Source organism: Nocardioides sp. (assembly GCF_964228225.1).
In the GTDB taxonomy this organism is placed as follows: domain Bacteria; phylum Actinomycetota; class Actinomycetes; order Propionibacteriales; family Nocardioidaceae; genus Nocardioides.
In genome coordinates this window covers 53,331-76,078 of sequence record NZ_CAXQZB010000042.1, presented here as the reverse complement: position 1 = coordinate 76,078, position 22,748 = coordinate 53,331, and the positions used below count along the sequence as shown (strand labels likewise).

The following is a 22,748-nucleotide window of genomic DNA, read 5'->3' as shown; positions in this document are numbered from 1 at the left end:
GGGTGGCGCACTCCTTCGCCGCCGACAGGTACCCCAGACCCGACTGGTACGTGCGGCCGGTCGCGCAGGCGAACTCCGCCACCGCGGACTCATCGATCCCCGCGACCTCCTCGATCGTCTCGGGCTCCTCATCGGCCCGGGCCCAGACGACGATGGGGTGCGCGACCGCGAACTCCGCGGCGCCGATGAAGAACCGCCGCTCCGCGGATTCGGCGTCCCTGGCCAGCTCCTTCAACCCGGTCAGAGCGCGCGCATCGGCGACCGGAGGCGCGGTGTCGGCGTCGTTCTCGTGGAGGGAGGTGGGCATGCTCTGATTCTACTCGAACATGCGTTCGAACAACAGGGCGAATCCACAGGTCAGAGCATCTTTCAGGCTGGGTTTCCCGGCTGACACCGCCCCGCACCCAACAGGCGACAGCGCGCGACCACGGCCCCTCGTCGCCAGCGCCTTTCGTCACCGCCAGCAACCAGCAGCAGACGGCACCGCCACGAATGGCCTGCGGTGGGTCACCGTCTTTCCGTCGTCACCAGCGGAATGTGCAGACAGCGCCGCGGACCCGATGGTCCGCTCCTGCACGTTCCGCAGGTGACGACGTCCGATCCGTCCCCCACGGTCGTCGAGGCGGCGCCCCGGCGCCGTCGCGAGACGCGGCGAGCCGGCAGACCGTACCGGCCCGAGGCGGTCTGTCGGGTGCGGGCGCCTCGTGACGCTCGCCAGGGCTCGCTCCTCGACGACCGTGCCGTCCCCCACGGTCGTCGAGGAGACGCAGCAAGCTGGCAGACGGCGCCGGCCCAAGGCGGTCTCTCAGGTGCGGGCGCCTCGCGACGCCCGCCCCGTCCCCCCACGTTCGTCGAGGAGACGCAGCAAGCCGGCAGACGGCACCGGCCCGAGGCGGTCTGTCGGGTGCGGGCGCCTCGTGACGCTCGCCAGGGCTCGCTCCTCGACGACCGTGCCCTCCCCCACGGCGCCCGATCCGCACCCGACAGGCGGCAGTGGGTACCCGCGGGCCTCTCGTCGCCGGCGCCTTTCGTCACGGCGAGCAACCAGCAGCAGACGGCACCGCACAGATCGGCCCGCGGTGGTCACCGTCTTCCCGGGCGCCCACAACCCGTTGTCGCCAGCGCCTGTCGTGGCGGCGAACAACCAGCACCGGTCGGCACCGCACCATCACCGGTGCGCACACGAAGACGGCGCCCGCGGCCCGCACGAGGCGGGTCACGGGCGCCGTGGGTGGCGTGGGACCGGCTCCCCAGTCAGTCACACACCACCCGGGCGGACCGACCCCCGGTGCCGCGTCCACATGAGGGACGGAGGCGGGACCGGGGGCGGTGCGCGCGTGGGGGGCTCAGGCCTGCGTGGGCAGGTAGAGCTCGATCTCGCGCAGGGTGCCGTCGCGGGCGAGCTTGACCTCGGCCACGAGCGTGCCCGGGGTCAGGTCGGCCGTCGTGCCCTCGACCTCGTCGGAGCCGTCGTGGTCGTCGTCGCCGTGGTGACCGCCGCCGGGCCCACCGTGGCCGTGGTCGTCGTCACCCTCGTCGTCGTTGTCGTCGTCGCCGTGGCGCAGGGCGGGCCGGTCGTCGTCCTCGCGGTCGCGGCAGTCGTCCTCCGCACCCTCGAACTCGATCTCGGTCTCGTCGGTGACGGTCACGGCGAGGCTGTCGCCGTTCTCCAGGGCGATGGTGAGCAGGCCGGAGGCGTCGTCGAAGGAGGCGATGGTGCCGAGGTAGTCGCCGTGGTCCTCGTCGGACTCGCCGTCGCCGTCGGAGTCGTCGGCGCAGACGTCGGAGGAGCTGTCGTCGAGGTCCTCGTTGGCGACGCCGTCGTCCACGACGACCTCCTCGCCGTCGGGAACCCCGTCGCCGTCGGTGTCGGCACGGCGGGGGCTGATGCCGAGCTCGTTCTCGTCCTCGTTGGCGACGTTGTCGTCGTCGCTGTCGATGTCGTCGGAGGCGCAGTTCTCGACCGCGTCGTCCTCGTCCTCGTTGTCGACGCCGTCGGCGTCGGCGTCCTCGTCGCCGTCCACGACGCCGTCGTCGTCGGTGTCGGTGACGGTCGGGTCGGTGCTGCGGCGACCGTCCTTGGCCTCGTCGCCGTCGTCCATGCCGTCGCGGTCGGAGTCCTGCACCCGGGGGTCGGTGCCGGCGCGGTACTCGGCCAGGTTCTTCAGGCCGTCGCGGTCACGGTCCTTGCGGGCGTCGTTCTTGCCGACGGCGAGACCGTGGCGGGCCTCCCAGCGGTCGGGCATGCCGTCGCGGTCGCGGTCGCGACCCGCGGCCTGGGCGGGGAGGCTGGTCGCGAGCGCCATCACGACCGCGGAGGCGGTGGCGGCGGTCGCCAGCCGGAAGTACGGGTTCATCGAGGTCCTCCTGGGCCTTCGCCGGTCCGGCCTGGCGCCGGCCCGGTGGGGGTTCTCCCGGCTCCAGTCGGCCGGGACGGGTCCATCCTGAGAGGAGCGCAACCCCGATGGCGGCCGGATGAAGGCTTTCTCATCCACGCCTCCCGCCGGGCACGGACCCCCGCGGTCGGCGTGAGAGGACTCTCATCCCACCGCGTGCGTCCCCCTCCGGCGACCCACCGGTTCTGGCAGGATGCGGGACGTGACCCAGCAAGATGACCGACGTGCACTCGTCGTCGAGGACGACGAGGACATCCGCTCTCTCATCGAGTTCACTCTCGGAACCCAGGGCTTCGACGTGCGTGCGACCGAGAGCGGCCTGGAGGCCGTGGAACTGGTGCGCACCTTCGACCCCGATCTGGTGACCCTCGACCTCGGCCTGCCCGGCATCGACGGGATCGAGACGTGTCGCCGGATCCGCGAGCTCTCCGACGTGTACGTCGTGATGATCACCGCCCGCGACGACGAGATCGACCGCCTGCTGGGCCTCGAGACCGGTGCCGACGACTTCCTGTCCAAGCCGTTCAGCGTCCGCGAGCTCAAGGCCCGCGTCAACGCCCTGTTCCGCCGGCCGCGCCGCGGCGTCGGGGTCGGCGCCGGCCCCGCGCCGACGGCGCCGGTGCCCGACCACGAGGTGCTGGAGCACGGCCCGCTGCGGGTCGACGTCGACGGGCGCCGCGCGTTCCGCGGCGCCGAGGAGCTCTCGCTCACCCGCACCGAGTTCGACCTGCTCACCGAGCTGATGCGCACCCCCGCGCGGGTCTGGACCCGCGAGGCGCTGTTGCGCTCGGTGTGGGGCACGGAGTGGGCCAGCGACACCCACCTGGTCGAGGTCCACATCGGCAACCTGCGCCGCAAGCTGGGCGACCCCTCGGAGAAGCCGGGGTTCATCCGCACCGTGCGCGGGGTGGGCTACCGCATGGAGTCGCTGGAGGCCTGAGCCCCGGCCGGGTCAGGACGCCGCGGCGTCGGCGCGGGCGCGGTGCAGAGCCAGCGCACGGTCCGCGCGCGTGGCCGCGGGCGCGATGCCGGGCCAGAGCCGTCGGACGACGTCGAGGTCGCCGTCGCGGGCGGCGTCGGCGAGCCGGTGGGCGAGGTCGGCGAGCTCGCGCAGCCCCAGCATGCTCGACGCGGCCGACAGGCTCAGGGCCGCGTCGCGCGCCTGCTCGAGGTCGGGGGGGACCGGACCGGCCCCGCCGGCGACGCCGAGCGCCGCCGCGAGACGGCGCAGCCGGGTGGGGAGCAGGCGGCGGTAGGTCAGCACGAAGCCGCGGCTGGCGCGCTCGCCGCCGTCCTCCGTCAGCCGCCGTAGGACGGCGGGATCGAAGACCCGCATCCTGTTCCTCCCCCCGAGACCGACCGGTGTGGTCGAACCCCAGCATTCCCACCCCTGGGGAGGAAAGTCCGCGCGGCGAGCATCAGACCTGCTCAAGATTCCCTCAAACACCCCCGGGGGTATTCACGCCCTGCTGCGGCCGCCGGACGTGGACGTGGGCTGCGCCCGCAGGGGGGACCCGGGCGCAACCCACGCGCCGGCGACGCTAGCAGAGCAAGCACCCTGCTGGGAACGCTCGGCGTGGCGGGTCACTCCCAGAAGACCCGGTCCACGACCGTGCGCGCCCGTCGGCTGATCCGCAGGTGGTCGTTGACCATCTCCTCCGTCGCTCCGGGCGGATAGCCGAGGATCCGGGCCACGGCGGCGCGGGCCCGCGCGTCGCGCGGCATCTGGTCGCCGCCCTTCCCGGTGGCCAGCGTGACGGCGTTGCGCACCCGGCTGGCCTGACGCCACCCGGTCTCCAGCGCCGTGGCGTCGTCGGCGTCGAGCAGGCCGGCGGCCACCGCCGCCGCGAGGGCGGGCAGGGTGGCGGGGCTGCGCAGGCCGGGCACGGCGTGGGCGTGACGCATCTGCAGCAGCTGCACGGTCCACTCGATGTCGGCCAGTCCCCCGGGCCCGAGCTTGAGGTGCAGCCGGGGGTCGGCACCGGCCGGCATCCGCTCGGCGTCCACCCGCGCCTTGATGCGCCGCACCTCGCGCACGTCGTCCTCACCGAGACCGCCGGCGGGGTAGCGCAGCGGGTCGATGAGCGCGGTGAACCGTTCCCGCACCCCCGGATCGCCGACGACGGCGTCGGCGCGCAGCAGCGCCTGCGCCTCCCACACCAGCGACCACTTGGCGTAGTAGGCGGCGTAGGAGTCCAGCGTGCGCACGAGCGCCCCCTGCCGGCCCTCGGGGCGCAGGTCGGCGTCCAGTGCGAGCGCGGGATCGGAGCCGGGGCTCCCGAGCAGCTGCCGCATCTCGTTGGCCACCAGGGTCGCGAACTGGCTCGCGGTGTGCGGGTCGACGTCCGGCTCGGGCTGGTGCACGAACATCACGTCGGCGTCGCTGCCGTAGGACAGCTCGAAGCCGCCGTAGCGGCCCATCGCCACGACGGCCAGCTTCGTCGGGGCCGCGTCGAGACCGCGGCGACGCACCAGACCGCGCACGACGGCGGCCAGCGTGGCCTCCAGGGTGGCGTCGGTGAGGCGTGAGAGGGCCACGCCCACCTCGGCGACGTCGATGTCGCCCTGCACGTCGCCGGCACCGATGCGCAGCAGCTCGCGGCGCCGGACGGCCCGGATGGCGCGCACGGCCTTGTCGAGGTCGTCCTGCCGTCCGGCGGAGGCGTTCATCTCCTCGGTCAGTGTCTCGGCGCTGCGCGGAGCGAGGTCCTCCCCCAGCATCCGCACCCCGGCGGGTTCGCGCTCGAGCAGGTCGGTGACGTAGCGCGAGGTCGCCAGCAGGTGGGCGAGCCGGGCGGCGACCTCGCCCTCGTCGCGCAGGGTGCGCAGGTACCACGGGGTCGTGCCGAGCGCCTCGCTGAGCCGGCGGAAGCCGAACAGTCCGGCGTCGGGGTCGGCGCCCTCGGCGAACCAGCCGAGCATCGCCGGCAGGAGGGCGCGCTGCACCGCGGCCCGACGGCTGACCCCGCTGCTCAGCGCCTCGAGGTTGCGCAGCGCAGCGCCGGCGTCGGCGTAGCCCAGGGCGGTGAGCCGGTCCAGCGCGGCCTCGGAGGAGAGCCGCGCCTGCTCCCCCGGCACGAGGGAGACGGCGGTGAGCAGCGGGCGGTAGAAGAGCTTCTCGTGCAGGCGCCGCACCTCGCGCCGCTGGCGCTGCCACTCCTGCTCCAGCCCGGCCTCGGGGTCCTTCTCGAACCCCAGGCTGCGGCCCAGCCGCCGCAGCGTGGCGGGGTCGTCGGGCACCACCGCGAGCCGGCGCAGCCGGTGCACCTGCATCCGGTGCTCCAGGGTGCGCAGGAAGGCGTAGGCGCGGTGCAGCGCCTCGCCGTCCTCGCGGCCGACGTAGCCGCCGCGGGTGAGCTCGGCCAGCGCCGAGAGCGTCGTGGGCACGCGCAGCGACTCGTCGGTGCGCCCGTGCACCAGCTGGAGCAGCTGCACGGCGAACTCGACGTCGCGCAGTCCACCCTCGCCCAGCTTCAGCTGGCGCGGCGCCTCCTTGGCGGGCAGGTGGTCCAGGACGCGGCGCCGCATCGCCTGGGTGTCGGCCACGAACCCGTCGCGGTCGGCGGCGGTCCACACCATCGGGGCGGTCATGGCGCAGAACGCCGCCCCGAGCGCCCGGTCGCCGGCCACCGCCCGCGCCTTGAGCAGCGCCTGGAACTCCCACGGGCGTGCCCACCGCTCGTAGTAGGCGCGATGGCTGGCCAGCGTGCGCGTCAACGGGCCCTGACGGCCCTCGGGGCGCAGGTTGGCGTCCACCGGCCAGATGGTGCCCTCGGCGGTGGCGTCGGAGCAGACGCGCATCAGGTGGCTGCACAGCTTGATCGCGGTGCGCAGCACGGCCGGGTCGTCCGACGCCGCCGGGTCGGCGGCCTCGTGCAGGAAGATGACGTCGACGTCGGAGACGTAGTTCAGCTCGTGCGCGCCGCACTTGCCCATCGCCACGATGCCCAGCCGCACGGCCTGCGCGGCCTCGCCCTCCCGCTGCCGGGCGACGGCGAGCGCGGCGTCGAGGGTGCCGGCGGCGAGGTCGCTGAGCTCGGCGGCGGCGTCGTCGACGGCCAGGGCGTGGGCCAGGTCGCGGGCGGCGAGCCGCAGCAGCACCCGGCGGTACTCCACCCGCAGCGCGTCCACCGCCTCGGCGTCCGGCAGGGTCGCGACCGGAACGTCGGCGGTCGGGTCGGCACCGACGGCGGTGAGCAGCCCCGCCCGCACGGCGTACGCCGCCGGCCGGGTGGAGCCGAGGGTGGGATCGGTGAGCTCGCGCCACTGCGCGGGGTGGCGGCACAGGTGCTCGGCCAGCGCCTCGCTGGCCCCGAGCACGCGCAGCAGCCGCATCGCGGTGCCCTCGTCGTCGACGACGGCGGCGAGCAGGTCGGCGCCGCGCACGTCGCCGAGCCGTTCCTCGCACGCGTCGCGCAGCCGCACCAGCGCGGCCAGGGCGGCGTCGGGGTCGGCGGTGCGTCCCAGCAGCGCGACCAGCGGCTCGGCGGCGGCGTCGAGGTCGCCGAGCCGGGCGACGGCGGCGTCGGTGTCCTGGAAGCCCAACCGCAGCAGCTGGCCCTTGGTGGTGGCGACCCGGCTCACGTCGCGGCCCGCACCCGGTCGGCGAAGGCACCGGCCAGGGGGCGCCAGGCCCGCACGAGGCGGTCCTGCGCGGCCGCCACCTGCGCGGCGAGCGCGGGGGCCGACACCGGCTCCCCCGCCCCGGCGGCCTCGGCCTCCCAGCCGGCCACGATGGCGGCGTCGACCTCGGGGTGGGCCTGGATGCCCCAGGCCTGCGGGCCGACCCGCACCACCTGCGGTGCGCCGTCGGCGGTGCGCGCCAGCACGACGGTGCCCGGCGCGGGCTCCACCACGACGTCGCGGTTCCAGTGGAACGCCGGCGCGTCGGGGTCGGCGGCCAGCACCGGTCCCACCAGCGGGTCCGTCGCCGCCTCGGGGGTCCAGCCCACCGGCTGCAGGCCGGCACGCACCGCGGCGGCGCGCGCCACCCGGCCGCCCAGCGCGGCGGCCAGCAGCTGGTGCCCCAGGCACACGCCCAGCACCGGGGCGCCCGCGGCGACCGTCGTGCGCAGCAGGTCGCGCACCGCCGGCAACCAGGGCGCGACGTCGTCGTCCCCGGCGCCCATCTGGCCGCCGAGCACGATCAGCGCGTCAGCCCCGGCCTGCGCGAGGTCGCGCGGCACCCCGGCCGCCCCCGCCCGGTCGGCGGCGAGCACGTCGAGCACCGTCCCGGCCTCGACGAGCCAGTCGCCGAGCAGGCCGGGCGGGCAGCCGTCCTCGTGCTGGACGACCAGCACCCGTGGCTCGCGCACCGGCGCTCCCCCGCGGTCCTAGATGACCGGGAGCATCTGGTCGCGCTCGAAGGCCGACACCTGCCCGCGGTACTCGTCCCACTCGGCGCGCTTGTTGCGGAGCAGGAACTCGAACACGCTCTCCCCGAGGGTCTCGGCGAGCAGCTCGGAGGTCTCGGCCACCGCGATCGCCTCGTTGAGGTTCTTCGGCAGCGGGTCGATGCCCAGGCTCTTGCGCTCGCGCTCGGAGAGCGTCCACACGTCGTCCTCGGCTTCGCGCGGCAGTTCGTAGCCCTCCTCCACACCCTTGAGACCGGCGGCCAGCACCGCGGCGAAGGAGAGATAGGGGTTGCACGCGGGGTCGAGGGTGCGCAGCTCGACGCGCGTGGACTGGCCCTTGTTGGGCTTGTACATCGGCACCCGGATCATCGCCGAGCGGTTGTTGTGGCCCCAGCAGACGTAGGAGGGCGCCTCGCCGCCCATGAGCATCCGCTTGTAGGAGTTGACCCACTGGTTGGTGACGATGCTGATCTCGGGCGCGTGGTGCAGGACACCGGCGATGAAGCGGCGTCCGGTCTGGCTCAGCTGGTACTCCGCGCCCGGCTCGTAGAAGGCGTTCTGGTCGCCCTCGAAGAGCGAGACGTGGGTGTGCATGCCCGACCCGGGGTGTTCGGTGAACGGCTTGGGCATGAAGGACGCCCAGATGCCCTGGTTGAGCGCGACCTCCCGGATGACGGTGCGGAAGGTCATGATGTTGTCGGCAGTGGAGAGCGCGTCGGCGTAGCGCAGGTCGATCTCCTGCTGACCGGGACCGGCCTCGTGGTGGCTGAACTCCACCGAGATGCCCATCGACTCCAGCATCGTGATGGCCTCGCGCCGGAAGTCGGCGCCCATCGACTGCGCGGTGTGGTCGAAGTAGCCGCTGCGGTCCACCGGCACCGGCACCTCACCCGGCTCGGGGGCGTCCTTGAACAGGTAGAACTCGATCTCGGGGTGGGTGTAGAAGGTGAACCCGCGCTCGGCCGCCTTGCCCAGGGTGCGCTTGAGCACGTGGCGCGGGTCGGCGTAGGACGGCGAGCCGTCGGGCATCTCGATGTCGCAGAACATCCGCGCCGTGCTGGGCCCCTGCTGGCGCCACGGCAGGATCTGGAAGGTCGTGGGGTCGGGCTTGGCGAGCATGTCGGACTCGTAGATCCGCGCGAAGCCCTCGATCGCAGACCCGTCGAACCCGATGCCCTCCTCGAAGGCACCCTCGAGCTCGGCCGGGGCCACCGCCACCGACTTGAGGAACCCGAGCACGTCGGTGAACCACAGCCGCACGAAGCGGACGTCGCGCTCCTCGAGCGCCCGGAGCACGAAGTCTTCCTGCTTGCCCATGGCCGCACCCTATCGGCGGTTCAGCCACCGTCCTCCGCGGAGGTGGCGAGATCGACGGTGGTGACGCCGGTCCCGGCGATGTCGCGGGCCGCCGGCGTGCGTCCGGCGTGCCGGCCTGCCCTGGATCAGCCGGCCCGACGGGTCCCCGAGGGCAGCGTCTTGACCTCGCGGTCGGAGACGGTGGGCACGCCGTCGAGGCAGAAGACCTCCAGCTCCACCGAGCGGCGGCCGGAGGCGAACACCGCGTCGACGTCGTCGTCGGGTCCGGGCTCGTAGGAGACGACCCGCCAGTCGGCGGCGGCCACCGCCGTCTCGCCGATCGCCGCCGCGCCGGCGCACACCACCCGGAACCGGCCGTAGGCGCCGCTGAAGTCGCGGGCCGTGCGCGGGGCGTCGGGATCGACGCGCACCTGGCCGGCGCGGGCGGCCTGCACCTGGCGCACGGCGTCCTCGTCGGCGGTGAGGGCGCCGCGGGCCCGCACCGAGGCGCCGACCTGGGCGACCACGGCGAGTCCGGTGACCACGGCGAGGGTCGCCGCGACCGCCCAGGCCGCCGCCCGGGACACCGCCGTGCGCACCGGTCCGCCCATGTCCCCGATCCTGCCAGGGCCACCCCCGTAGGGTCGGCGACGTGGCGCAGGTGCTCGTGATCGAGGACGACCCCCGCATCCGGCCCCTGCTGGTGCGGGCGCTCAGCGAGCGCGGACACGCGGTGGACTCGGTGTCGCGGGGGCTCGACGGCCTGCAGCGCGCGGTCGACACCCGCCCCGACCTGGTGCTGCTCGACCTCGGCCTGCCCGACCTCGACGGCGTGCAGCTGCTCTCGATGCTGCGCGCGGTGAGCGACGTCCCCGTGATCGTGGCCACCGCGCGCGACGACGACGCCACCCTCGTGCGCTGCCTCGACGGCGGCGCCGACGACTACGTCACCAAGCCCTTCACCCCGGTGCAGGTGGAGGCCCGGATCCGCGCCGTGCTGCGGCGCATGGACGGCGCGCGCGGGCGCGGCGGCGCCCGCACGGTGGTGGAGGTGGGCGGGCTGCGGCTCGACGTCGCGGGGCGCCGCGCGAGCCTCGACGACGTCGAGCTGGAGCTGAGCCCGCGCGAGTTCGACCTGCTGCGCCACCTCGCCGAGCGCCCCGACGAGGTCGTCACCAAGCGCGAGCTGCTGGTGGAGGTCTGGCAGCAGCCGTGGGGCGGGTCGGACAAGACCGTGGACGTGCACCTGTCCTGGCTGCGCCGCAAGCTCGGCGAGAACGCCGCCGCGCCCCGCTACCTCCACACCGTGCGCGGGGTCGGCGTGCGTCTGTCGGCCCCCGGACCGGACGCCGACGCGTGAGACGTCGCCTCATCCTCACCGTCGCCGCCGCGGTGAGCATGGTGCTGCTGGCGCTGGTCGTGCCGCTGGCCGTGCTGCTGCGCAGCTACGCGCTGGAGGACCGGCTCACCCGTGCGGCGCTGGAGGTGCAGGCCACCGAGACGGTGGTCTCGGCGGGCGACAACCTCGGCGCCGTGGCGGCGTACGTTGAGGCGGTCAACGCACTCGACGACACCGCGGTCACCTCGGTGCTCTACCCCGACGGCACCGTGATCGGCCCCGACGTCGGCCCGGACGCCGGTCCCGAGGAGCGGGCCCGCATCGCCCACGCCCGCAGCACCGGCACGGCCCGGCTCGACGACGTCGCCGGCGGCACGGTGCTGCTCGTCCCGGTCTCGCTCGGCCCCAGCAGCGCCGCCCCGGAGCAGACGCCGGTCGTGCGCGTGCTGGTGCGCACCCCCGGCCTGCAGGGTCCGCTCGTGCGGGCCTGGCTGCTGCTCGGCGCCCTGGCCCTGGTGCTGCTGCTCGGGGCGCTCGTGCTGGCCGACCGGCTCGGCCGTTCGTTCGTCACCCCGGTCTCCCGGCTCGCGGGCTACGCCCGCACGCTCGGCACCGGCGAGTCGGTGGCCGCCGCTCCCCCGCCGCCCGACGGTCCGGAGGAGGTGCGCGACCTCGGGGAGGCCGTGCACCGACTGGTCGGGCGCATCGAGACCCTGCTCGAGCGCGAGCGCGCCGGCCTGGCCGACCTCTCCCACCGCCTGCGCACCCCGGTCACCGCCCTGCGGCTGCGGGTCGCCGCGCTCGAGGACCCCGCCGAGCGCGACCGGCTCGACGCCGACCTCGACGCCCTGCAGGCCGAGGTGGACGCCGTCGTCCGCGAGGCGCGCCGGGTCGAGCGGGAGGGCCTGGTGCCACGCGCTGACGCCGTCGCGGTGGTGCGCGAGCGGGTGGCGTACTGGTCGGCCCTGGCCGAGGACCAGGGCCGGGTGCTCGACCTCGAGGTCGCGGTGGCGACCGCCCCGGTGGCGACGACGCCGGCCGACCTCGCCGCGCTGGTCGACGTGCTGCTCGACAACCTGTTCACCCACACCCCCGAGGACGCCGCCGGCCTGGTGCGGGTGGAGTCGCGCGACGGCGTCCCGGTCCTCACCGTGGCCGACGGCGGCCCCGGCTTCGCCCCCGACGTCGTCGACCCCACCCGCCGCGGCCGCTCCGGCGCGGGCTCGACCGGGCTGGGGCTCGCGATCGTGCGACGTACCGCCGAGGAGCTCGGCGGGACCGTGACCCTCGGGCGCCCCGCCGCAGGGTGATCAGCGCACGGTGATGGTGGCGCCGCACGAGGCGCCGCCCACCCGCGTGGCGCGGAAGCGGAAGGTGTCCTTGCCCGCGGTGTTCGCGCGGTAGGCGTCCACCTCGAGGTCGCCCTCGCGGTCGGCGCGGCGCACGGTGTTCACCACGCGCTTGCCCTCGTGGAACACCTGCACGCGCCAGGTGGAGCCCGCCGGCACGAAGTCCAGGTCCACCCCGATCTCGAACCCGCGGCCCTCCCGGTCCACCGAGAAGTCGTAGGTGCCCACACCGCAGACCCCGCCGCGCTCGACGTCGGCGTGGGCCGCGGGGCTGCTGAGCAGCACCAGCGGGGCGGCGAGGGCGGCGGTGCCCACCGTGACGGCGGTGAGGCGGGTGGCGAGGGCGCGGCGGACGGACGGACGGGACATGGGGTTCTCCTCGATGGTGGTGGTGGTGCTGATGGCGGTGCTGGCGGTGGTGGGGTGGACGGACGGGCTCATCGGCGCAGCTCGGCGACGCACGTGGTGCCCGCGAGCGAGCTCTCCACGACGTAGGTGGCGGCCTCGGGCACGGCGACGTCGAGGTCGATCTCGCCGTCGGGGTCGGTCGTGCGCTCGCCCTCGAGCACGACGACGTCGCCGGCCAGGACGCGCAGCTCCCACGCCCGGCCGGGCTCGGTTGTCTGCAGCTCGTAGTCGAGCTCGCGCACGCCGTCCTCGGTCTCGACGCCGAGGTCGTAGACGAGGGCGTCGCAGGTGCCGCGCTGGGACAGGGCGTCGTGGTCGTCGAGGACGGCCCAGGCGGTGCCACCCCCGACGACCAGGGCGGCCACGAGGGTGCCGCCGATCAGGATGCTGGTGCGGGTCTTCATGTCCCCGACTCTCGCCGGGACGGCCCTAAGGCCACGCGAGCCGAAGGTGAAGGCGAGGCTAAGGTTCGCCTCCCCCGGCCCTGCCGTGCCCGACGTGGAACGTCGTCACCAGCAGAATGCACCGGTTCCGAGTCGGAACCGGTGCATTCTGCTGGTGACGACGCTCAGGCCGGGACCACCGCCGGGGTGCCGAGGCGCACCGGGAGGTGCTCGAAGCCGCGCAGCACCCGGGTCGGGCGCCGCTCGCCCGGGCCGGCCACCGCCAGGTCGGGGAAGCGGGCGTAGAGCGCACGCAGCGCGACCTCGCCCTCGCGGCGGGCCAGCGCGGCACCGAGGCAGAAGTGGGCGCCGGAGGAGAACGCCAGGTGGGCGCCGGCGTTCGCGCGCCGCACGTCGAAGCGGTGGGGGTCCTCGAAGACCTGCGGGTCCCGGTTCGCCCCGGCCAGGTGCAGGATCACGCCCGCTCCCTCGGGCAGGTCGACACCCACCACCTCGGTGGCGCGCGCGGCGATGCGGAAGGTGTTCTGCACCGGCGCGTCGTAGCGCAGCACCTCGTCCACCGCGGTGGCCCACGACGCGCGACCCGCCACGAGGTCGTCGCGCTGGTCGGGGTGGGCGTCGAGCAGCGCGACGGCGTTGCCGATGAGGTTCACCGTGGTCTCGAACCCGGCGCCGAGCACGAGCAGGCCGGTCATCCGCAGCTCGTAGGGCGTCAGGCGGTCGCCGGCGTCGGCCACGGTCACCAGCGAGCTGAGCAGGTCCTCACCGGGCGCCCGACGCAGGTCGTCCAGGTGCTGGTCGAACCAGACGTGCAGCGCGCGCATGCCGCGCTCGGCCGCCCGGTAGTCGCGCCACGACAGCGCGGGGTCGAGCATGTGGGCCGCGCCGTTGCCCCACTCGAGCAGCGAGTCGTGCATCGACTCCGGCACGCCGAGGATGTCGGCGATCACCGCGACGGGCAGCTGGGCCGCGTAGCGGTCCACGAGGTCGGTCAGGCCCCCCGGCCGCTGCCGCGCCTCGTCGGTGAGGCGGTCGAGCAGCTGCTCGCACCGCTCCTCGATGCGCCCCTCCAGCGCCATCACCGCCTTGGCGCTGAACGCCCGCGACACCAGCCGGCGGTAGCGGGCGTGCTGCTCGCCGTCCACCGCCAGCATCGACGGCGGGTCGACGACGCTGGCCGACCACGGGTCGACCAGGCGCTGGTACACGCGCCCCAGGGGGCCCGGCAGCTCGTCGCGCCCCCCGGCGGTGACGAACGCGTCGCTGCGCAGGATCGTGGTGACGGCCTCGTGGGAGGCCGAGGCCCACACCAGCGCCCCGGGCACCACCGGCCCGCGCGCCCGCAGCGCGTCGAGGTCGGCGTGCGGGGACAGCTGGCGGGCACGGTCGGACTCCAGCCGTGCGACGGCGTCGCCGGCGGCGGCCGCCCGGGCCATGCCGCGGCGGGTGAGCCCGTAGCTGACACCCCAGCGCAGCGCGCCGCGCGCCCGGCCGACCGGAGCGGCCAGCGGGGTGTTCCACGCGGTGCGGGTGGGTCCGGCGGCGGTGCGCTCAGCAGGCGACATCGAGGCTCCCGCGGCTCCCGGAGGGGACCCCGACCCGCTCGGGGTGGGCGTCGAGCACGGCGAGCCCGAGGGTGGCCGCGCGCAGCGCGGGGTGCTGGCGCGGCGGCTCGGGGTCGTGCCGCACGTCGCGGGCCAGCCGCAGCTCCCACCGGTGGCGGAGGAAGCGGCGCAGGCCGGTGACGTCGCCGAACAGGTCGGCGTCGTCCTCGGTCCAGACGACGACGGCGCGGGGGTCGTGGGCGAGGGCGGCCTCGACGGAGCGCACGCGCTCCTCGCGGCGGTGGGTCTGCTGCCAGGTCATGGCCTCAGCCTAGGAAGGTCCCCGCACCCGCCACATCGGTCGACGGTGGGGTTCCCGACTCCTCCCACGGGAGGAGTCGGCGTGCCGGGCACGCGGTCCCGCAGCACGATGCCCGGCGCCCGCGCACACCCCTACCCTGGCGGGGTGGCACCCCTCTCACCCCCGTTCAGCCCGGCCGTGCGCCGGCCCGCCCGCGTGCTCGCCGCGCTCGCGGCGCGGGTGGAGGCCAAGGGCGAGCGCCACGGTCTGCGCTACGCCTGGTGGATCCCGACCCTGGCGACCGTGGGCCTGCTGGCCGCGACCGCGGCGGGGGCCGCCCAGCGCGACGTGCTGTGGCCGGTGGGCCCGGCGTGGATCGCGCTGCTGCTCGCCCTGGCCCCCAGCGTCGCCCACCTGGTCTCGCCGGTGTGGATCTCGACCTGGTGGGAGGCCGGTTCGGTCCTGGCCGGGGTGGCGCTGCTGATGGCGCTCGGCGATCCGCCCGCCACGGGCCTGGACCTGCTGGCGGCGGCCCTGGCCGTCGTGGTGGCCGAGGTGACGGCGGCCGACGGCGTGCGCCGGGGTGCCGCCGTGGTCGTGCTGGCCCTGGCGGTCGACCTGCTCGTGGCCGACCCGACCGACGAGCAGCGTGCCGTGATGGCCGGGGTGCTGCTGTTCGGGCTGGCGATGGGCTCGATGCTGCGCTGGCAGATGCGGGCGCTGGCGGCGGAGTCCGCCGCGCGGCGGGAGGAGTCCGAGCGGGCGACACTGGCCGAGCGGCAGCGGGTCGCGCGCGAGATCCACGACCTCGTGGCCCACTCCCTGAGCGTCACGATGCTGCACGTCACCGGGGCGCGCCGGGCCCTGGCCGAGGACGACGACGCCGCCAGCCGCGCCGAGGCCGTGGAGGCGCTGACCGAGGCCGAGCGGATCGGCCGGGAGGCCATGGCCGACATCCGGCGCACCGTCGGCCTGCTCGCCACCGACCGCACCGGCGGCCCGGTCCGCCCGGTGCCGGGCGCGGGCGACCTGCCCGACCTGGTGGCCGAGGTCCGCGCCGCCGGGGCCCAGGTCGAGCTCGACGTCCACGGCGACCTGCGGCGGATCGGCGGCAGTCGCGGCCTGGCGCTGTACCGGGTGGCCCAGGAGTCGTTGACCAACGCCGTGCGTCACGCGCCCGGCGCCCCCGTAGCGGTGGCGGTGCGGGTGGAGCGCACCCGAGTGCGACTCGAGGTCACCAACCCGATGCCCGATCCGGCCGACCGGACCGCCGACCGTGTCGCCGACCGGGGCGGCAGCGGCCTGCCCGGGATGACCGAACGGCTGCGGGAGCTCGGCGGCCGACTCCACACCGAGCACGTCGGCGGCGTGTGGCGCGTCGTCGCGCTCGTGCCGCTCTCGGAGGCGACCTGCCCGTTGACGACCGCCCGGGCGCGCGCATGAGCAGCGCGCCGGAGCCCGGCGACGCCGTGCGGGTGGTGCTCGTGGACGACCAGGAGCTCGTCCGCTCGGGGCTGACCCGCATCCTGCGGCGCCGCGACGGCTTCGAGATCGTCGCCGAGTGCGGGGACGGCGACGAGGTCGTCCCCGCGCTGGCCGCGCTCGCGGAGCGCGGCGAGGGCGTCGACGTCGTCGTGATGGACCTGCGGATGCGGCGCACGGACGGCATCACCGCCACCGCCCTGCTCGCCGCCGACCCCGAGGCGCCACCGGTGCTCGTGCTCACCACCTTCGACGACGACGAGCTCATCGCCGGCGCCCTGCGGGCGGGTGCGGCGGGCTTCGTGCTCAAGGACTCCCCCGCCGAGGACGTCATCCGGGCGGTGCGCACGGTGGCCGCCGGACAGGCCTGGCTGGACCCGGCGGTCACCGAGCGGGTGCTGCGCGGCTACCGCGCCGCGCCCTCGCCCGCCACCACCGACGACGGCGCCGCCCTGGCCGACCTCACCGCCCGCGAGCGGGAGGTGCTGGAGCAGATCGGGCGCGGCGCCACGAACGCCGAGATCGCCGCCACCCTGCACATCTCCGAGCTGACGGTGAAGAGCCACATCGGGCGGATCTTCACCAAGCTGGGACTGCGCGACCGCGCGGCCGCGGTGGTCTTCGCCTTCGACCACGGCCTCGTGCGACCCCGCTAGCCGCCGTCCGGCACCCGCGCGAGGTCCTGCAGCCAGGCGGCGGGCGAGGCGTCGGAGGGCATCCGCCAGTCGCCGCGCGGCGACATCGTGCCGCCGGGGGTGACCTTGGGGCCGTTGGGCAGCGCCGAACGCTTGAACTGTGAGGCGAAGAAGCGCCGCACGAACACCTCCAGCCAGCGCCGGATCTCGGGCAGGTCGTAGGCCACCCGGTCGTCCTCGCGGAACCCCGGCGGCCACTCCCCCGCGGCGGCGTCGTGCCAGGCGTGCCAGGCCAGGAAGGCGATCCGGCTCGGCGCCGCCCCGCGGCGCAGCACGTGGTAGAGCGTGAAGTCCTGCCGGGCGTAGGGCCCCACGGAGTCCTCGGTGCGCTGCGGCGCGGCGCCGGCCACGGTCGGCACCAGCTCGGGGGTGATCTCGCGGGCGAGGATCTCCTCCAGCACGGCGTGGGCCTCGCCGTCGTCGAGCTCGCCGGAGGCGATCACCCAGCGGATCAGGTGCTGGATGAGGGTCTTCGGCACCCCGGCGTTGACGTTGTAGTGCGACATCTGGTCACCGACCCCGTAGGTGCACCACCCGAGCGCGAGCTCGGAGAGGTCGCCGGTGCCGACCACCAGCCCGCCGCGGTGGTTGGCGATCCGGAACAGGTAGGCGTAGCGCAGGCCGGCCTGCACGTTCTCGAAGGTGACGTCGTACACCGGCGCGCCGTCGGCGCTGGGGTGGTCCAGGTCGCGCAGCATCTGCTGCGCCGCCGGACGGATGTCGAGGGTCTCGATGCGCACGCCCAGCGCCTGTGCCAGCCGGGTGGCGAGCTCGGTGCTGAGCGAGCCGGTGGCGAACCCCGGCATCGTGATCGCGTGGATGTCGGTGCGCGGGCGCCCGAGCCGGTCCATGGCCCGGGCCGCCACCAACAGCGCGTGGGTGGAGTCCAGGCCGCCGCTGACCCCGATCACGGCCTTCGGCGCCCAGGTGTCGGTGGTCAGGGCCCGCAGCCGCTGCTCGAGCCCGGCGACCTGGATGGAGTAGGCCTCGTAGCAGTCCTGGGCCAGCCGCACGGCGTCGTCGGGCACGAACGGGTAGCGCCGCAGCGGCCGGCGCAGGCCGACGTCGCCGGCGGGCGGGGCCAGGGTGAACGGGACCCGGCGCACGCCGGCGAGGCCGCCGGGCAGGGCGGCGGCGAGCGTACGACGGTTGTCGTCGAAGGTGCCCTGCCGCGCGCGCTCCTGCCGGATCCGCTCGAGGTCGACGTCGGCGACGCTGCGCACCGCACCGGCCGCGAACCGGGCCCCCTCGGCGAGCAGGTCGCCGCACTCGTAGACCATCGTCTGACCGTCCCAGGACAGGTCGGTGGTGGACTCCCCCTCGCCGGCGGCGGCGTAGACGTAGGCCGCCTGGCAGCGGGCGCTCGCGCTGCGCACCAGCAGTCGGCGGTCCTCGGCGCGCGCGATCGTGATCGGGCTGCCGGACAGGTTGACCAGCACGGTGGCACCGGCCAGCGCGAGCCGGGCGCTCGGCGGCACGGGGATCCACATGTCCTCGCAGATCTCCACCCCGAGCACCAGACCCGGCACGTCCGTGGCCTCCCAGAGCAGGTCCACCCCGAACGGCGCCTCCTGGCCCGCCAGTCGCAGCCGCTCCCCCACGACGTCGTCGCCCGGCGCGAACCAGCGGCGCTCGTAGAACTCGCGGTAGGTCGGCAGTGCCGACTTCGGAACCACCCCGAGCAGCGTGCCGCGGTGCACCACCGCCGCGACGTTGTAGACCCGGTGCCGCCAGGCCACCGGCAGGCCCACGACCAGGACCGGCACCAGGTCGACGCTGGCGGCGACCACCTGCGCCAGGGCGTCCTCCGCGGCCCGCAGCAGGGGGTCGGCGAGGAACAGGTCGTCCAGGGCGTAGCCGGTGAGGCCGAGCTCGGGGAAGACCGCCACCGCGACGGCGTCGTCGTGGCAGGCCCGCGCCGCCGCGACCGTGGCGGCGGCGTTGGCCGCCGGATCGGCGACCCGGACGGGCACCGTGCAGGCGGCGACGCGCGCGAAGCCGTGGGCGTAGGCGGAGTAGAAGTCCACGTCGAGAGTCTAGGGACGTCGGGCGGCGATGGATCCGGGTGTCGGCGGCGGTCGGTACCGTCACCGCACCGCTCGCCCGAGCGGTGCCACCACCGCGAGGAGCGCCCTGTGACCACCCGACTCACCCCCTACCTCCAGTTCGACGGCGACGCCGCGGAGGCGATGCGGTACTTCGCCTCCGTCCTCGGCGGGGAGCTGCAGCTCATGACCTTCGGCGACATGGGCGGCATGGGCCTGCCCGAGGACCAGCACGGCCGCGTCATGCACGCCGCCCTCGTGGTCGACGACGCCATCAGCCTCATGGGCGCCGACTCCGGCGGCATGGACGGATCGCCGATGGGTGATCGCACCCAGACCTTCCTCGCGCTGTCGGGTGAGGACGCCGAGCGGCTGCGCGGCTGGTACGAGGCCCTCGCCGCGGACGGCACCGTCGAGGTGCCGCTGGAGCAGGCGCCGTGGGGTGACTCCTTCGGTCAGGTGCAGGACCGCTGGGGGCACCACTGGATGATCAACATCGCCGGCACGGCGTGACGGTCACCACAGCGACCGCGGCGACCCGACCGTCCTAGGCTGAGCGGGTCCGTGGACCTCACTCGGAGGCCGCGAGTCACCATCGGAGGGGTCCATGACCACATCCACCTCGTCCAGCACGCCCGAGGAGCCGGCGCCCTACGGCACCGGCGCACCCGCCCCCGGCCCGAGCGGCCCCAAGCGCCTGCGCACCCATCACCTGCAGGAGATGAAGGAGCGCGGCGAGCGTTTCTCCATGCTCACCGCCTACGACCAGTACACCGCCGAGATCTTCGACGAGGCCGGGGTGGAGGTCCTGCTGGTCGGCGACAGCGCCAGCAACAACGTCTACGGACACGCGACCTCCCTGCCGATCACGGTCGAGGAGCTGCTGCCGCTCACCCGCGCGGTGGCCGGCAGCGCGCGCCGCGCGATCGTGGTGGGCGACCTGCCGTTCGGGTCCTACCAGGCCTCCCCCGAGCAGGCCTACCTCACCGCCGTGCGCTTCATGAAGGAGGGCGGGGCGCACTGCGTCAAGCTGGAGGGCGGGGTCGAGATGGCCCCGCAGATCGCGGCGCTCGTGCGCGGCGGCATCCCGGTGATGGCCCACATCGGGTTCACCCCGCAGTCCGAGCACGTGCTGGGCGGCTACCGGGTGCAGGGACGCGGGGACGCCGCCGAGCGCGTGATGGCCGATGCCCGCGCCGTGCAGGAGGCGGGTGCGTTCGCGGTGGTGATGGAGATGGTCCCCGGCGACACCGCCGCCCGGGTCACCGCCGAGCTCACGATCCCCACCATCGGGATCGGCGCCGGCGTCGGGTGCGACGGGCAGGTGCTGGTCTGGCAGGACGCCTTCGGGCTGCGCCAGGGCCGGCTGCCCCGCTTCGTCAAGCAGTACGCCGACGTCCGCGGCGTGCTGCTGGACGCCGCCCGCGCCTACGGTGCCGACGTGAAGGCCGGCACCTTCCCGGGCCCCGAGCACACCTTCTGACCTCCGCCGCCCACGGGCTCCGCGAAACGCAGACGCGCCACCCCCGGATCACGGTGGGGGCGCGTCGGGCGTCAGGTGACGCAGGCGCCTCAGGCGGCCGAGAGGATGGTGGCCGAGAGCTCCAGGCCGGGGCGCGGCGAGTAGCGGATCGTGGCACCCACGGGGGCGCCGACGATCGCGCGGCCCAGCGGGCTGGCCGGGGTGACGGTGTCGATGCCGGCCACGGCCTCCTCGACCGAGCCGACGACGTAGGTCTCCGGACCGTCGCCGAGGTCGACCACCACGGTGTCGCCCACCGACACGACGCCGTCGATGTGCGGGTGGGAGCGGGCGAGGTCGATCTCGTCCTGGAGCACGTGGATGCGCTCCTCGAGCAACTGCAGCCGGATGCTGGCCTCGACGTTGGTGGCGCGGTCGACGATGTCGCCCACGGCCTCGGCCCGGGTCTCGGCGAGGGTCTGGTCGCGCTCGGCGCGCAGGGCGACGAGGCGGGACTCGAGGAGCTGGAGCCGGTCGGGGTGGGCGGCTGCGGTGGTGGGAGCGGTCATGGCTGGTGTCCTTCTCGCATGGGGTCGGTGCCGGGGCGTTACCCGTGGTGATGGAGGTTGAACCCCTGAATCGGCCGGTACCTTCCCGAACGCCAGGAATCTCGGGGAATTCTCAGGCTCGGAGCGGTTCCGTTCAGGTTGCGTGCGTGCCGGGGCCGGTGGGCCCCGGGACGCGGGCGGAGCGTCCGGGAGGACTCTCCCGCGGGATTCGGAGCCCGCGCGTCACCCGATCGGTCGAACTCGGACCCCCGATCCGGGCCAGGCGACTCCCGCCGAGGGACCGAGCAGGCCGTCGCGTGAGGCGATTCACACGCCGCGTCCACGCGATTAGGGTCGGGGGTATGCGCACGCGTCTGGCTCTCGCCGTCCTCGCTCTCGGGGTGCCGCTCGTCTCGGCCCCGCTCGTCACCGCCGACACCGCCGGAGCCGATGCCGCGGCCCCGACGGCCGCCGTCGACCGGGCCGCACCACCCGCCCTGCGGGTGCGCACCCTGGCCTCGGGGCTGAGCCACGCCTGGGACGTCGTCGCGATGCCCGACGGCGCCCTGCTGATGACCGAGCGCAACCCCGCCCGGCTCAGCGTCGTGCGCGGCACGCAGCGCACCACCGTCGCGTTCCCGACCCGCCGGATCTGGGCCGAGGGCGAGACCGGCCTGATGGGGCTGGCGCTGGACACCGACTTCGCCGAGAACCGACGCTTCTACACCTGCAGCGGCTGGCGGCGCGGGGCCGCGGAGGGCGGCGGCCACGACGTCCGGGTCAACGCCTGGACGCTGTCGGCCGACGCCACCCGTGCGCGCCTGGTCGGACCGCTCGTCTCGGGCTTCCCCACCACCACCGGACGTCACGGCGGCTGCCGCCTGCTGATCGCGGAGAACGGTGCGCTGATCGTGGGCACCGGCGACGCCGCGCAGGGCCGCAACCCCCGCGACAAGGACTCCCTGGGCGGCAAGACGCTGCGCCTGGACCCGCGCACCGGCAAGCCGTGGGCCACCAACCCGTTCATCGGCAGCAGCAACCCGAACCGGCGCTACGTCCACACCTACGGCCACCGCAACGTGCAGGGTCTGGCCCAGCGCGAGGACGGCACGCTGTGGTCGGTGGAGCACGGCCCCGACCGCGACGACGAGGTCAACAAGCTGCGCCCCGGCGGCGACTACGGCTGGAACCCGGTGCCCGGCTACAACGAGTCGGTGCCGATGACCGACCGCAGCCTGCCGGGCCCGCAGGTCGGCGCCCGGTGGAGCACCGGCGTGCCGACCCTGGCCACCTCCGGCGCCGACTTCGTGCGCGGCTCCCGCTGGGGCGCCTGGAGCGGAGCGCTGGCCGTCGCCACGCTCAAGGCCGAGAAGGTCGTGCTGCTGCGCTTCGACGCCCGCGGGGCGTTCCTGGGCAAGACCGTGCCGCCCGCGCTGGACGGCCGCTTCGGTCGGCTGCGCACGGTCCGGGCCCTGCCGGGGGGCGACCTGCTGGTCTGCACCGACGGCGAGGGCGACGGCCGGCTGCTGCGGGTGAGCCCGGTCAGCCCCAGCTGAAGGCCACCGCACCACCGACCAGCACCGCGAACCACAGCACCATCCCGCCCAGGGCCACCGGCACGAGCCGGCGCGGATGGGGCGTGAACCAGCGCAGGCACAACCGCAGCTCCAGGGCCCACAGCACCAGGAGCAGCACCACGGCCCACCACGGCGCCACCGTCACGCTCGCGGCGTGGAGGAAGAACGAGCCGGCCATCAGCACCAGACCGGCGAAGGGCCACGGCGACGGCGCACCGTCGGGCCGCGGCGGCCGCGCGGTGCGACGACGCTGCCTCACGGGCTGCCGTCGGCGTCGGGATCGGCGTCCTCACGGTCCCAGGCCCGGGTCCGCTCGGCGGCGATCTCCAGGGCCCGCGCCGCGCTGGCGGCGTCGTCGTAGGGCCCGAGCCGGTCGCGGTTGGGACAGCCGTCCCGGCCCTCCACCCGCTCGTGCGTCAGGCAGTACCAGTACTGCTCGGGCTCGCCGCCCTTGGTCGCGCGCATGGCACGACCCTAGGGCCACCGCACCGCGGTCGACCGGGCCCCCGCGATACACGGGCGAAACATCGCCGTTTCACGCCGTCACT

General features: G+C 75.0%; 23 protein-coding genes. 8 read left to right on the top strand and 15 right to left on the bottom strand.

What is annotated here, in order from left to right:
• Together ACERUJ_RS09465 and ACERUJ_RS09460 are read right to left on the bottom strand one after the other, a co-directional pair.
• On the bottom strand, positions 1 to 307 hold a 307-nt coding region (locus tag ACERUJ_RS09465; protein ID WP_370248270.1), incomplete at its 3' end, for a hypothetical protein.
• A gap of 1,039 nt (positions 308 to 1,346) precedes the next feature.
• The gene (locus ACERUJ_RS09460) at positions 1,347 to 2,357 is read right to left on the bottom strand and encodes a hypothetical protein (RefSeq protein ID WP_370248269.1); all 1,011 of its coding nucleotides are present in this window, start codon (positions 2,355 to 2,357) and stop codon (positions 1,347 to 1,349) included.
• Between the two features lie 241 nt (positions 2,358 to 2,598).
• On the opposite strand from ACERUJ_RS09460, the gene ACERUJ_RS09455 reads away from it, so the two are divergent.
• Positions 2,599 to 3,336, top strand: a complete 738-nt coding sequence (locus ACERUJ_RS09455; protein WP_370248268.1) for a response regulator transcription factor — start codon at positions 2,599 to 2,601, stop codon at positions 3,334 to 3,336.
• 12 nt (positions 3,337 to 3,348) lie between these two features.
• Here ACERUJ_RS09455 and ACERUJ_RS09450 read toward each other — a convergent pair whose 3' ends face one another.
• The 5 genes from ACERUJ_RS09450 to ACERUJ_RS09430 form a co-directional block, all read right to left on the bottom strand.
• The gene (locus ACERUJ_RS09450; RefSeq protein ID WP_370248267.1) at positions 3,349 to 3,732 is read right to left on the bottom strand and encodes an Hpt domain-containing protein; all 384 of its coding nucleotides are present in this window, start codon (positions 3,730 to 3,732) and stop codon (positions 3,349 to 3,351) included.
• Between the two features lie 248 nt (positions 3,733 to 3,980).
• The gene (locus tag ACERUJ_RS09445) at positions 3,981 to 6,980 is read right to left on the bottom strand and encodes a bifunctional [glutamine synthetase] adenylyltransferase/[glutamine synthetase]-adenylyl-L-tyrosine phosphorylase (RefSeq protein ID WP_370248266.1); all 3,000 of its coding nucleotides are present in this window, start codon (positions 6,978 to 6,980) and stop codon (positions 3,981 to 3,983) included.
• Complete coding sequence (locus ACERUJ_RS09440) at positions 6,977 to 7,711, bottom strand: type 1 glutamine amidotransferase (RefSeq protein WP_370248265.1); 735 nt, start codon at positions 7,709 to 7,711, stop codon at positions 6,977 to 6,979. The genes ACERUJ_RS09445 and ACERUJ_RS09440 overlap by 4 nt, the downstream gene beginning before the upstream one ends.
• Before the next feature lie 18 nt (positions 7,712 to 7,729).
• Complete coding sequence (locus ACERUJ_RS09435; protein WP_370248264.1) at positions 7,730 to 9,067, bottom strand: glutamine synthetase family protein; 1,338 nt, start codon at positions 9,065 to 9,067, stop codon at positions 7,730 to 7,732.
• A 125-nt stretch (positions 9,068 to 9,192) separates the two neighbouring features.
• Positions 9,193 to 9,657, bottom strand: coding sequence for a hypothetical protein (locus ACERUJ_RS09430; RefSeq protein ID WP_370248263.1), 465 nt, complete (start codon positions 9,655 to 9,657; stop codon positions 9,193 to 9,195).
• Between the two features lie 41 nt (positions 9,658 to 9,698).
• On the opposite strand from ACERUJ_RS09430, the gene ACERUJ_RS09425 reads away from it, so the two are divergent.
• Together ACERUJ_RS09425 and ACERUJ_RS09420 are read left to right on the top strand one after the other, a co-directional pair.
• A complete protein-coding gene (locus tag ACERUJ_RS09425; protein ID WP_370248262.1) occupies positions 9,699 to 10,406 on the top strand; it encodes a response regulator transcription factor in 708 nt (235 codons plus the stop codon).
• Complete coding sequence (locus ACERUJ_RS09420) at positions 10,403 to 11,695, top strand: sensor histidine kinase (protein ID WP_370248261.1); 1,293 nt, start codon at positions 10,403 to 10,405, stop codon at positions 11,693 to 11,695. Before ACERUJ_RS09425 ends, ACERUJ_RS09420 begins: the two co-directional genes overlap by 4 nt.
• On the opposite strand, the gene ACERUJ_RS09415 is transcribed toward ACERUJ_RS09420, so the two are convergent.
• The 4 genes from ACERUJ_RS09415 to ACERUJ_RS09400 form a co-directional block, all read right to left on the bottom strand.
• Positions 11,696 to 12,175: a hypothetical protein gene (locus ACERUJ_RS09415; RefSeq protein WP_370248260.1), complete on the bottom strand. Its 480-nt coding sequence runs from the start codon at positions 12,173 to 12,175 to the stop codon at positions 11,696 to 11,698.
• Complete coding sequence (locus ACERUJ_RS09410) at positions 12,172 to 12,546, bottom strand: hypothetical protein (RefSeq protein ID WP_370248259.1); 375 nt, start codon at positions 12,544 to 12,546, stop codon at positions 12,172 to 12,174. Before ACERUJ_RS09410 ends, ACERUJ_RS09415 begins: the two co-directional genes overlap by 4 nt.
• Positions 12,547 to 12,710: 164 nt before the next feature.
• Entirely contained in the window at positions 12,711 to 14,111 is a 1,401-nt protein-coding gene (locus tag ACERUJ_RS09405; protein WP_370248258.1) for a cytochrome P450, read from the bottom strand.
• Positions 14,098 to 14,412, bottom strand: a complete 315-nt coding sequence (locus ACERUJ_RS09400) for a hypothetical protein (protein WP_370248257.1) — start codon at positions 14,410 to 14,412, stop codon at positions 14,098 to 14,100. The genes ACERUJ_RS09405 and ACERUJ_RS09400 overlap by 14 nt, the downstream gene beginning before the upstream one ends.
• Positions 14,413 to 14,556: 144 nt before the next feature.
• On the opposite strand from ACERUJ_RS09400, the gene ACERUJ_RS09395 reads away from it, so the two are divergent.
• On the top strand, positions 14,557 to 15,834 hold the full coding sequence (locus ACERUJ_RS09395; protein ID WP_370248256.1) for a sensor histidine kinase: 1,278 nt from the start codon (positions 14,557 to 14,559) through the stop codon (positions 15,832 to 15,834).
• Complete coding sequence (locus ACERUJ_RS09390) at positions 15,831 to 16,529, top strand: response regulator transcription factor (RefSeq protein WP_370248255.1); 699 nt, start codon at positions 15,831 to 15,833, stop codon at positions 16,527 to 16,529. Before ACERUJ_RS09395 ends, ACERUJ_RS09390 begins: the two co-directional genes overlap by 4 nt.
• On the opposite strand, the gene ACERUJ_RS09385 is transcribed toward ACERUJ_RS09390, so the two are convergent.
• A complete protein-coding gene (locus ACERUJ_RS09385; RefSeq protein WP_370248254.1) occupies positions 16,526 to 18,595 on the bottom strand; it encodes an NAD(+) synthase in 2,070 nt (689 codons plus the stop codon). The two genes, ACERUJ_RS09390 and ACERUJ_RS09385, sit on opposite strands and share 4 nt — an antisense overlap.
• Positions 18,596 to 18,703: 108 nt before the next feature.
• Between ACERUJ_RS09385 and ACERUJ_RS09380 the strand changes: the two genes are divergently transcribed.
• Together ACERUJ_RS09380 and panB are read left to right on the top strand one after the other, a co-directional pair.
• A complete protein-coding gene (locus ACERUJ_RS09380) occupies positions 18,704 to 19,126 on the top strand; it encodes a VOC family protein (RefSeq protein WP_370248253.1) in 423 nt (140 codons plus the stop codon).
• A 94-nt stretch (positions 19,127 to 19,220) separates the two neighbouring features.
• Positions 19,221 to 20,096 (top strand): 3-methyl-2-oxobutanoate hydroxymethyltransferase, encoded by an 876-nt coding sequence (gene panB, locus ACERUJ_RS09375; RefSeq protein WP_370248252.1) that lies wholly within the window; start codon positions 19,221 to 19,223, stop codon positions 20,094 to 20,096.
• 89 nt (positions 20,097 to 20,185) lie between these two features.
• Here panB and ACERUJ_RS09370 read toward each other — a convergent pair whose 3' ends face one another.
• Positions 20,186 to 20,644: a GreA/GreB family elongation factor gene (locus ACERUJ_RS09370; RefSeq protein WP_370248251.1), complete on the bottom strand. Its 459-nt coding sequence runs from the start codon at positions 20,642 to 20,644 to the stop codon at positions 20,186 to 20,188.
• A 341-nt stretch (positions 20,645 to 20,985) separates the two neighbouring features.
• Here ACERUJ_RS09370 and ACERUJ_RS09365 point away from each other — a divergent pair, with 341 nt between their 5' ends.
• On the top strand, positions 20,986 to 22,179 hold the full coding sequence (locus ACERUJ_RS09365) for a sorbosone dehydrogenase family protein (protein ID WP_370248250.1): 1,194 nt from the start codon (positions 20,986 to 20,988) through the stop codon (positions 22,177 to 22,179).
• Here the strand turns inward: ACERUJ_RS09365 and ACERUJ_RS09360 are convergent.
• Both ACERUJ_RS09360 and ACERUJ_RS09355 read right to left on the bottom strand, forming a co-directional pair.
• Positions 22,166 to 22,459, bottom strand: a complete 294-nt coding sequence (locus ACERUJ_RS09360; protein ID WP_370248249.1) for a hypothetical protein — start codon at positions 22,457 to 22,459, stop codon at positions 22,166 to 22,168. The two genes, ACERUJ_RS09365 and ACERUJ_RS09360, sit on opposite strands and share 14 nt — an antisense overlap.
• Positions 22,456 to 22,665 (bottom strand): hypothetical protein, encoded by a 210-nt coding sequence (locus ACERUJ_RS09355; RefSeq protein WP_370248248.1) that lies wholly within the window; start codon positions 22,663 to 22,665, stop codon positions 22,456 to 22,458. The genes ACERUJ_RS09360 and ACERUJ_RS09355 overlap by 4 nt, the downstream gene beginning before the upstream one ends.
• Positions 22,666 to 22,748: the final 83 nt, after the last annotated feature.

Excerpts from the sequence above, each read along its gene's own strand:
- ACERUJ_RS09460 (WP_370248269.1), bottom strand. The coding sequence starts at position 2,357 with ATGAACCCGTACTTCCGGCTGGCGACCGCCGCCACCGCCTCCGCGGTC.
- ACERUJ_RS09450 (WP_370248267.1), bottom strand. The coding sequence starts at position 3,732 with ATGCGGGTCTTCGATCCCGCCGTCCTACGGCGGCTGACGGAGGACGGC.
- ACERUJ_RS09435 (WP_370248264.1), bottom strand. The coding sequence starts at position 9,067 with ATGGGCAAGCAGGAAGACTTCGTGCTCCGGGCGCTCGAGGAGCGCGAC.
- ACERUJ_RS09430 (WP_370248263.1), bottom strand. The coding sequence starts at position 9,657 with ATGGGCGGACCGGTGCGCACGGCGGTGTCCCGGGCGGCGGCCTGGGCG.
- ACERUJ_RS09415 (WP_370248260.1), bottom strand. The coding sequence starts at position 12,175 with ATGAGCCCGTCCGTCCACCCCACCACCGCCAGCACCGCCATCAGCACC.
- ACERUJ_RS09410 (WP_370248259.1), bottom strand. The coding sequence starts at position 12,546 with ATGAAGACCCGCACCAGCATCCTGATCGGCGGCACCCTCGTGGCCGCC.
- ACERUJ_RS09405 (WP_370248258.1), bottom strand. The coding sequence starts at position 14,111 with ATGTCGCCTGCTGAGCGCACCGCCGCCGGACCCACCCGCACCGCGTGG.
- ACERUJ_RS09400 (WP_370248257.1), bottom strand. The coding sequence starts at position 14,412 with ATGACCTGGCAGCAGACCCACCGCCGCGAGGAGCGCGTGCGCTCCGTC.
- ACERUJ_RS09390 (WP_370248255.1), top strand. The coding sequence starts at position 15,831 with ATGAGCAGCGCGCCGGAGCCCGGCGACGCCGTGCGGGTGGTGCTCGTG.
- panB (WP_370248252.1), top strand. The coding sequence starts at position 19,221 with ATGACCACATCCACCTCGTCCAGCACGCCCGAGGAGCCGGCGCCCTAC.
- ACERUJ_RS09370 (WP_370248251.1), bottom strand. The coding sequence starts at position 20,644 with ATGACCGCTCCCACCACCGCAGCCGCCCACCCCGACCGGCTCCAGCTC.
- ACERUJ_RS09365 (WP_370248250.1), top strand. The coding sequence starts at position 20,986 with ATGCGCACGCGTCTGGCTCTCGCCGTCCTCGCTCTCGGGGTGCCGCTC.
- ACERUJ_RS09355 (WP_370248248.1), bottom strand. The coding sequence starts at position 22,665 with ATGCGCGCGACCAAGGGCGGCGAGCCCGAGCAGTACTGGTACTGCCTG.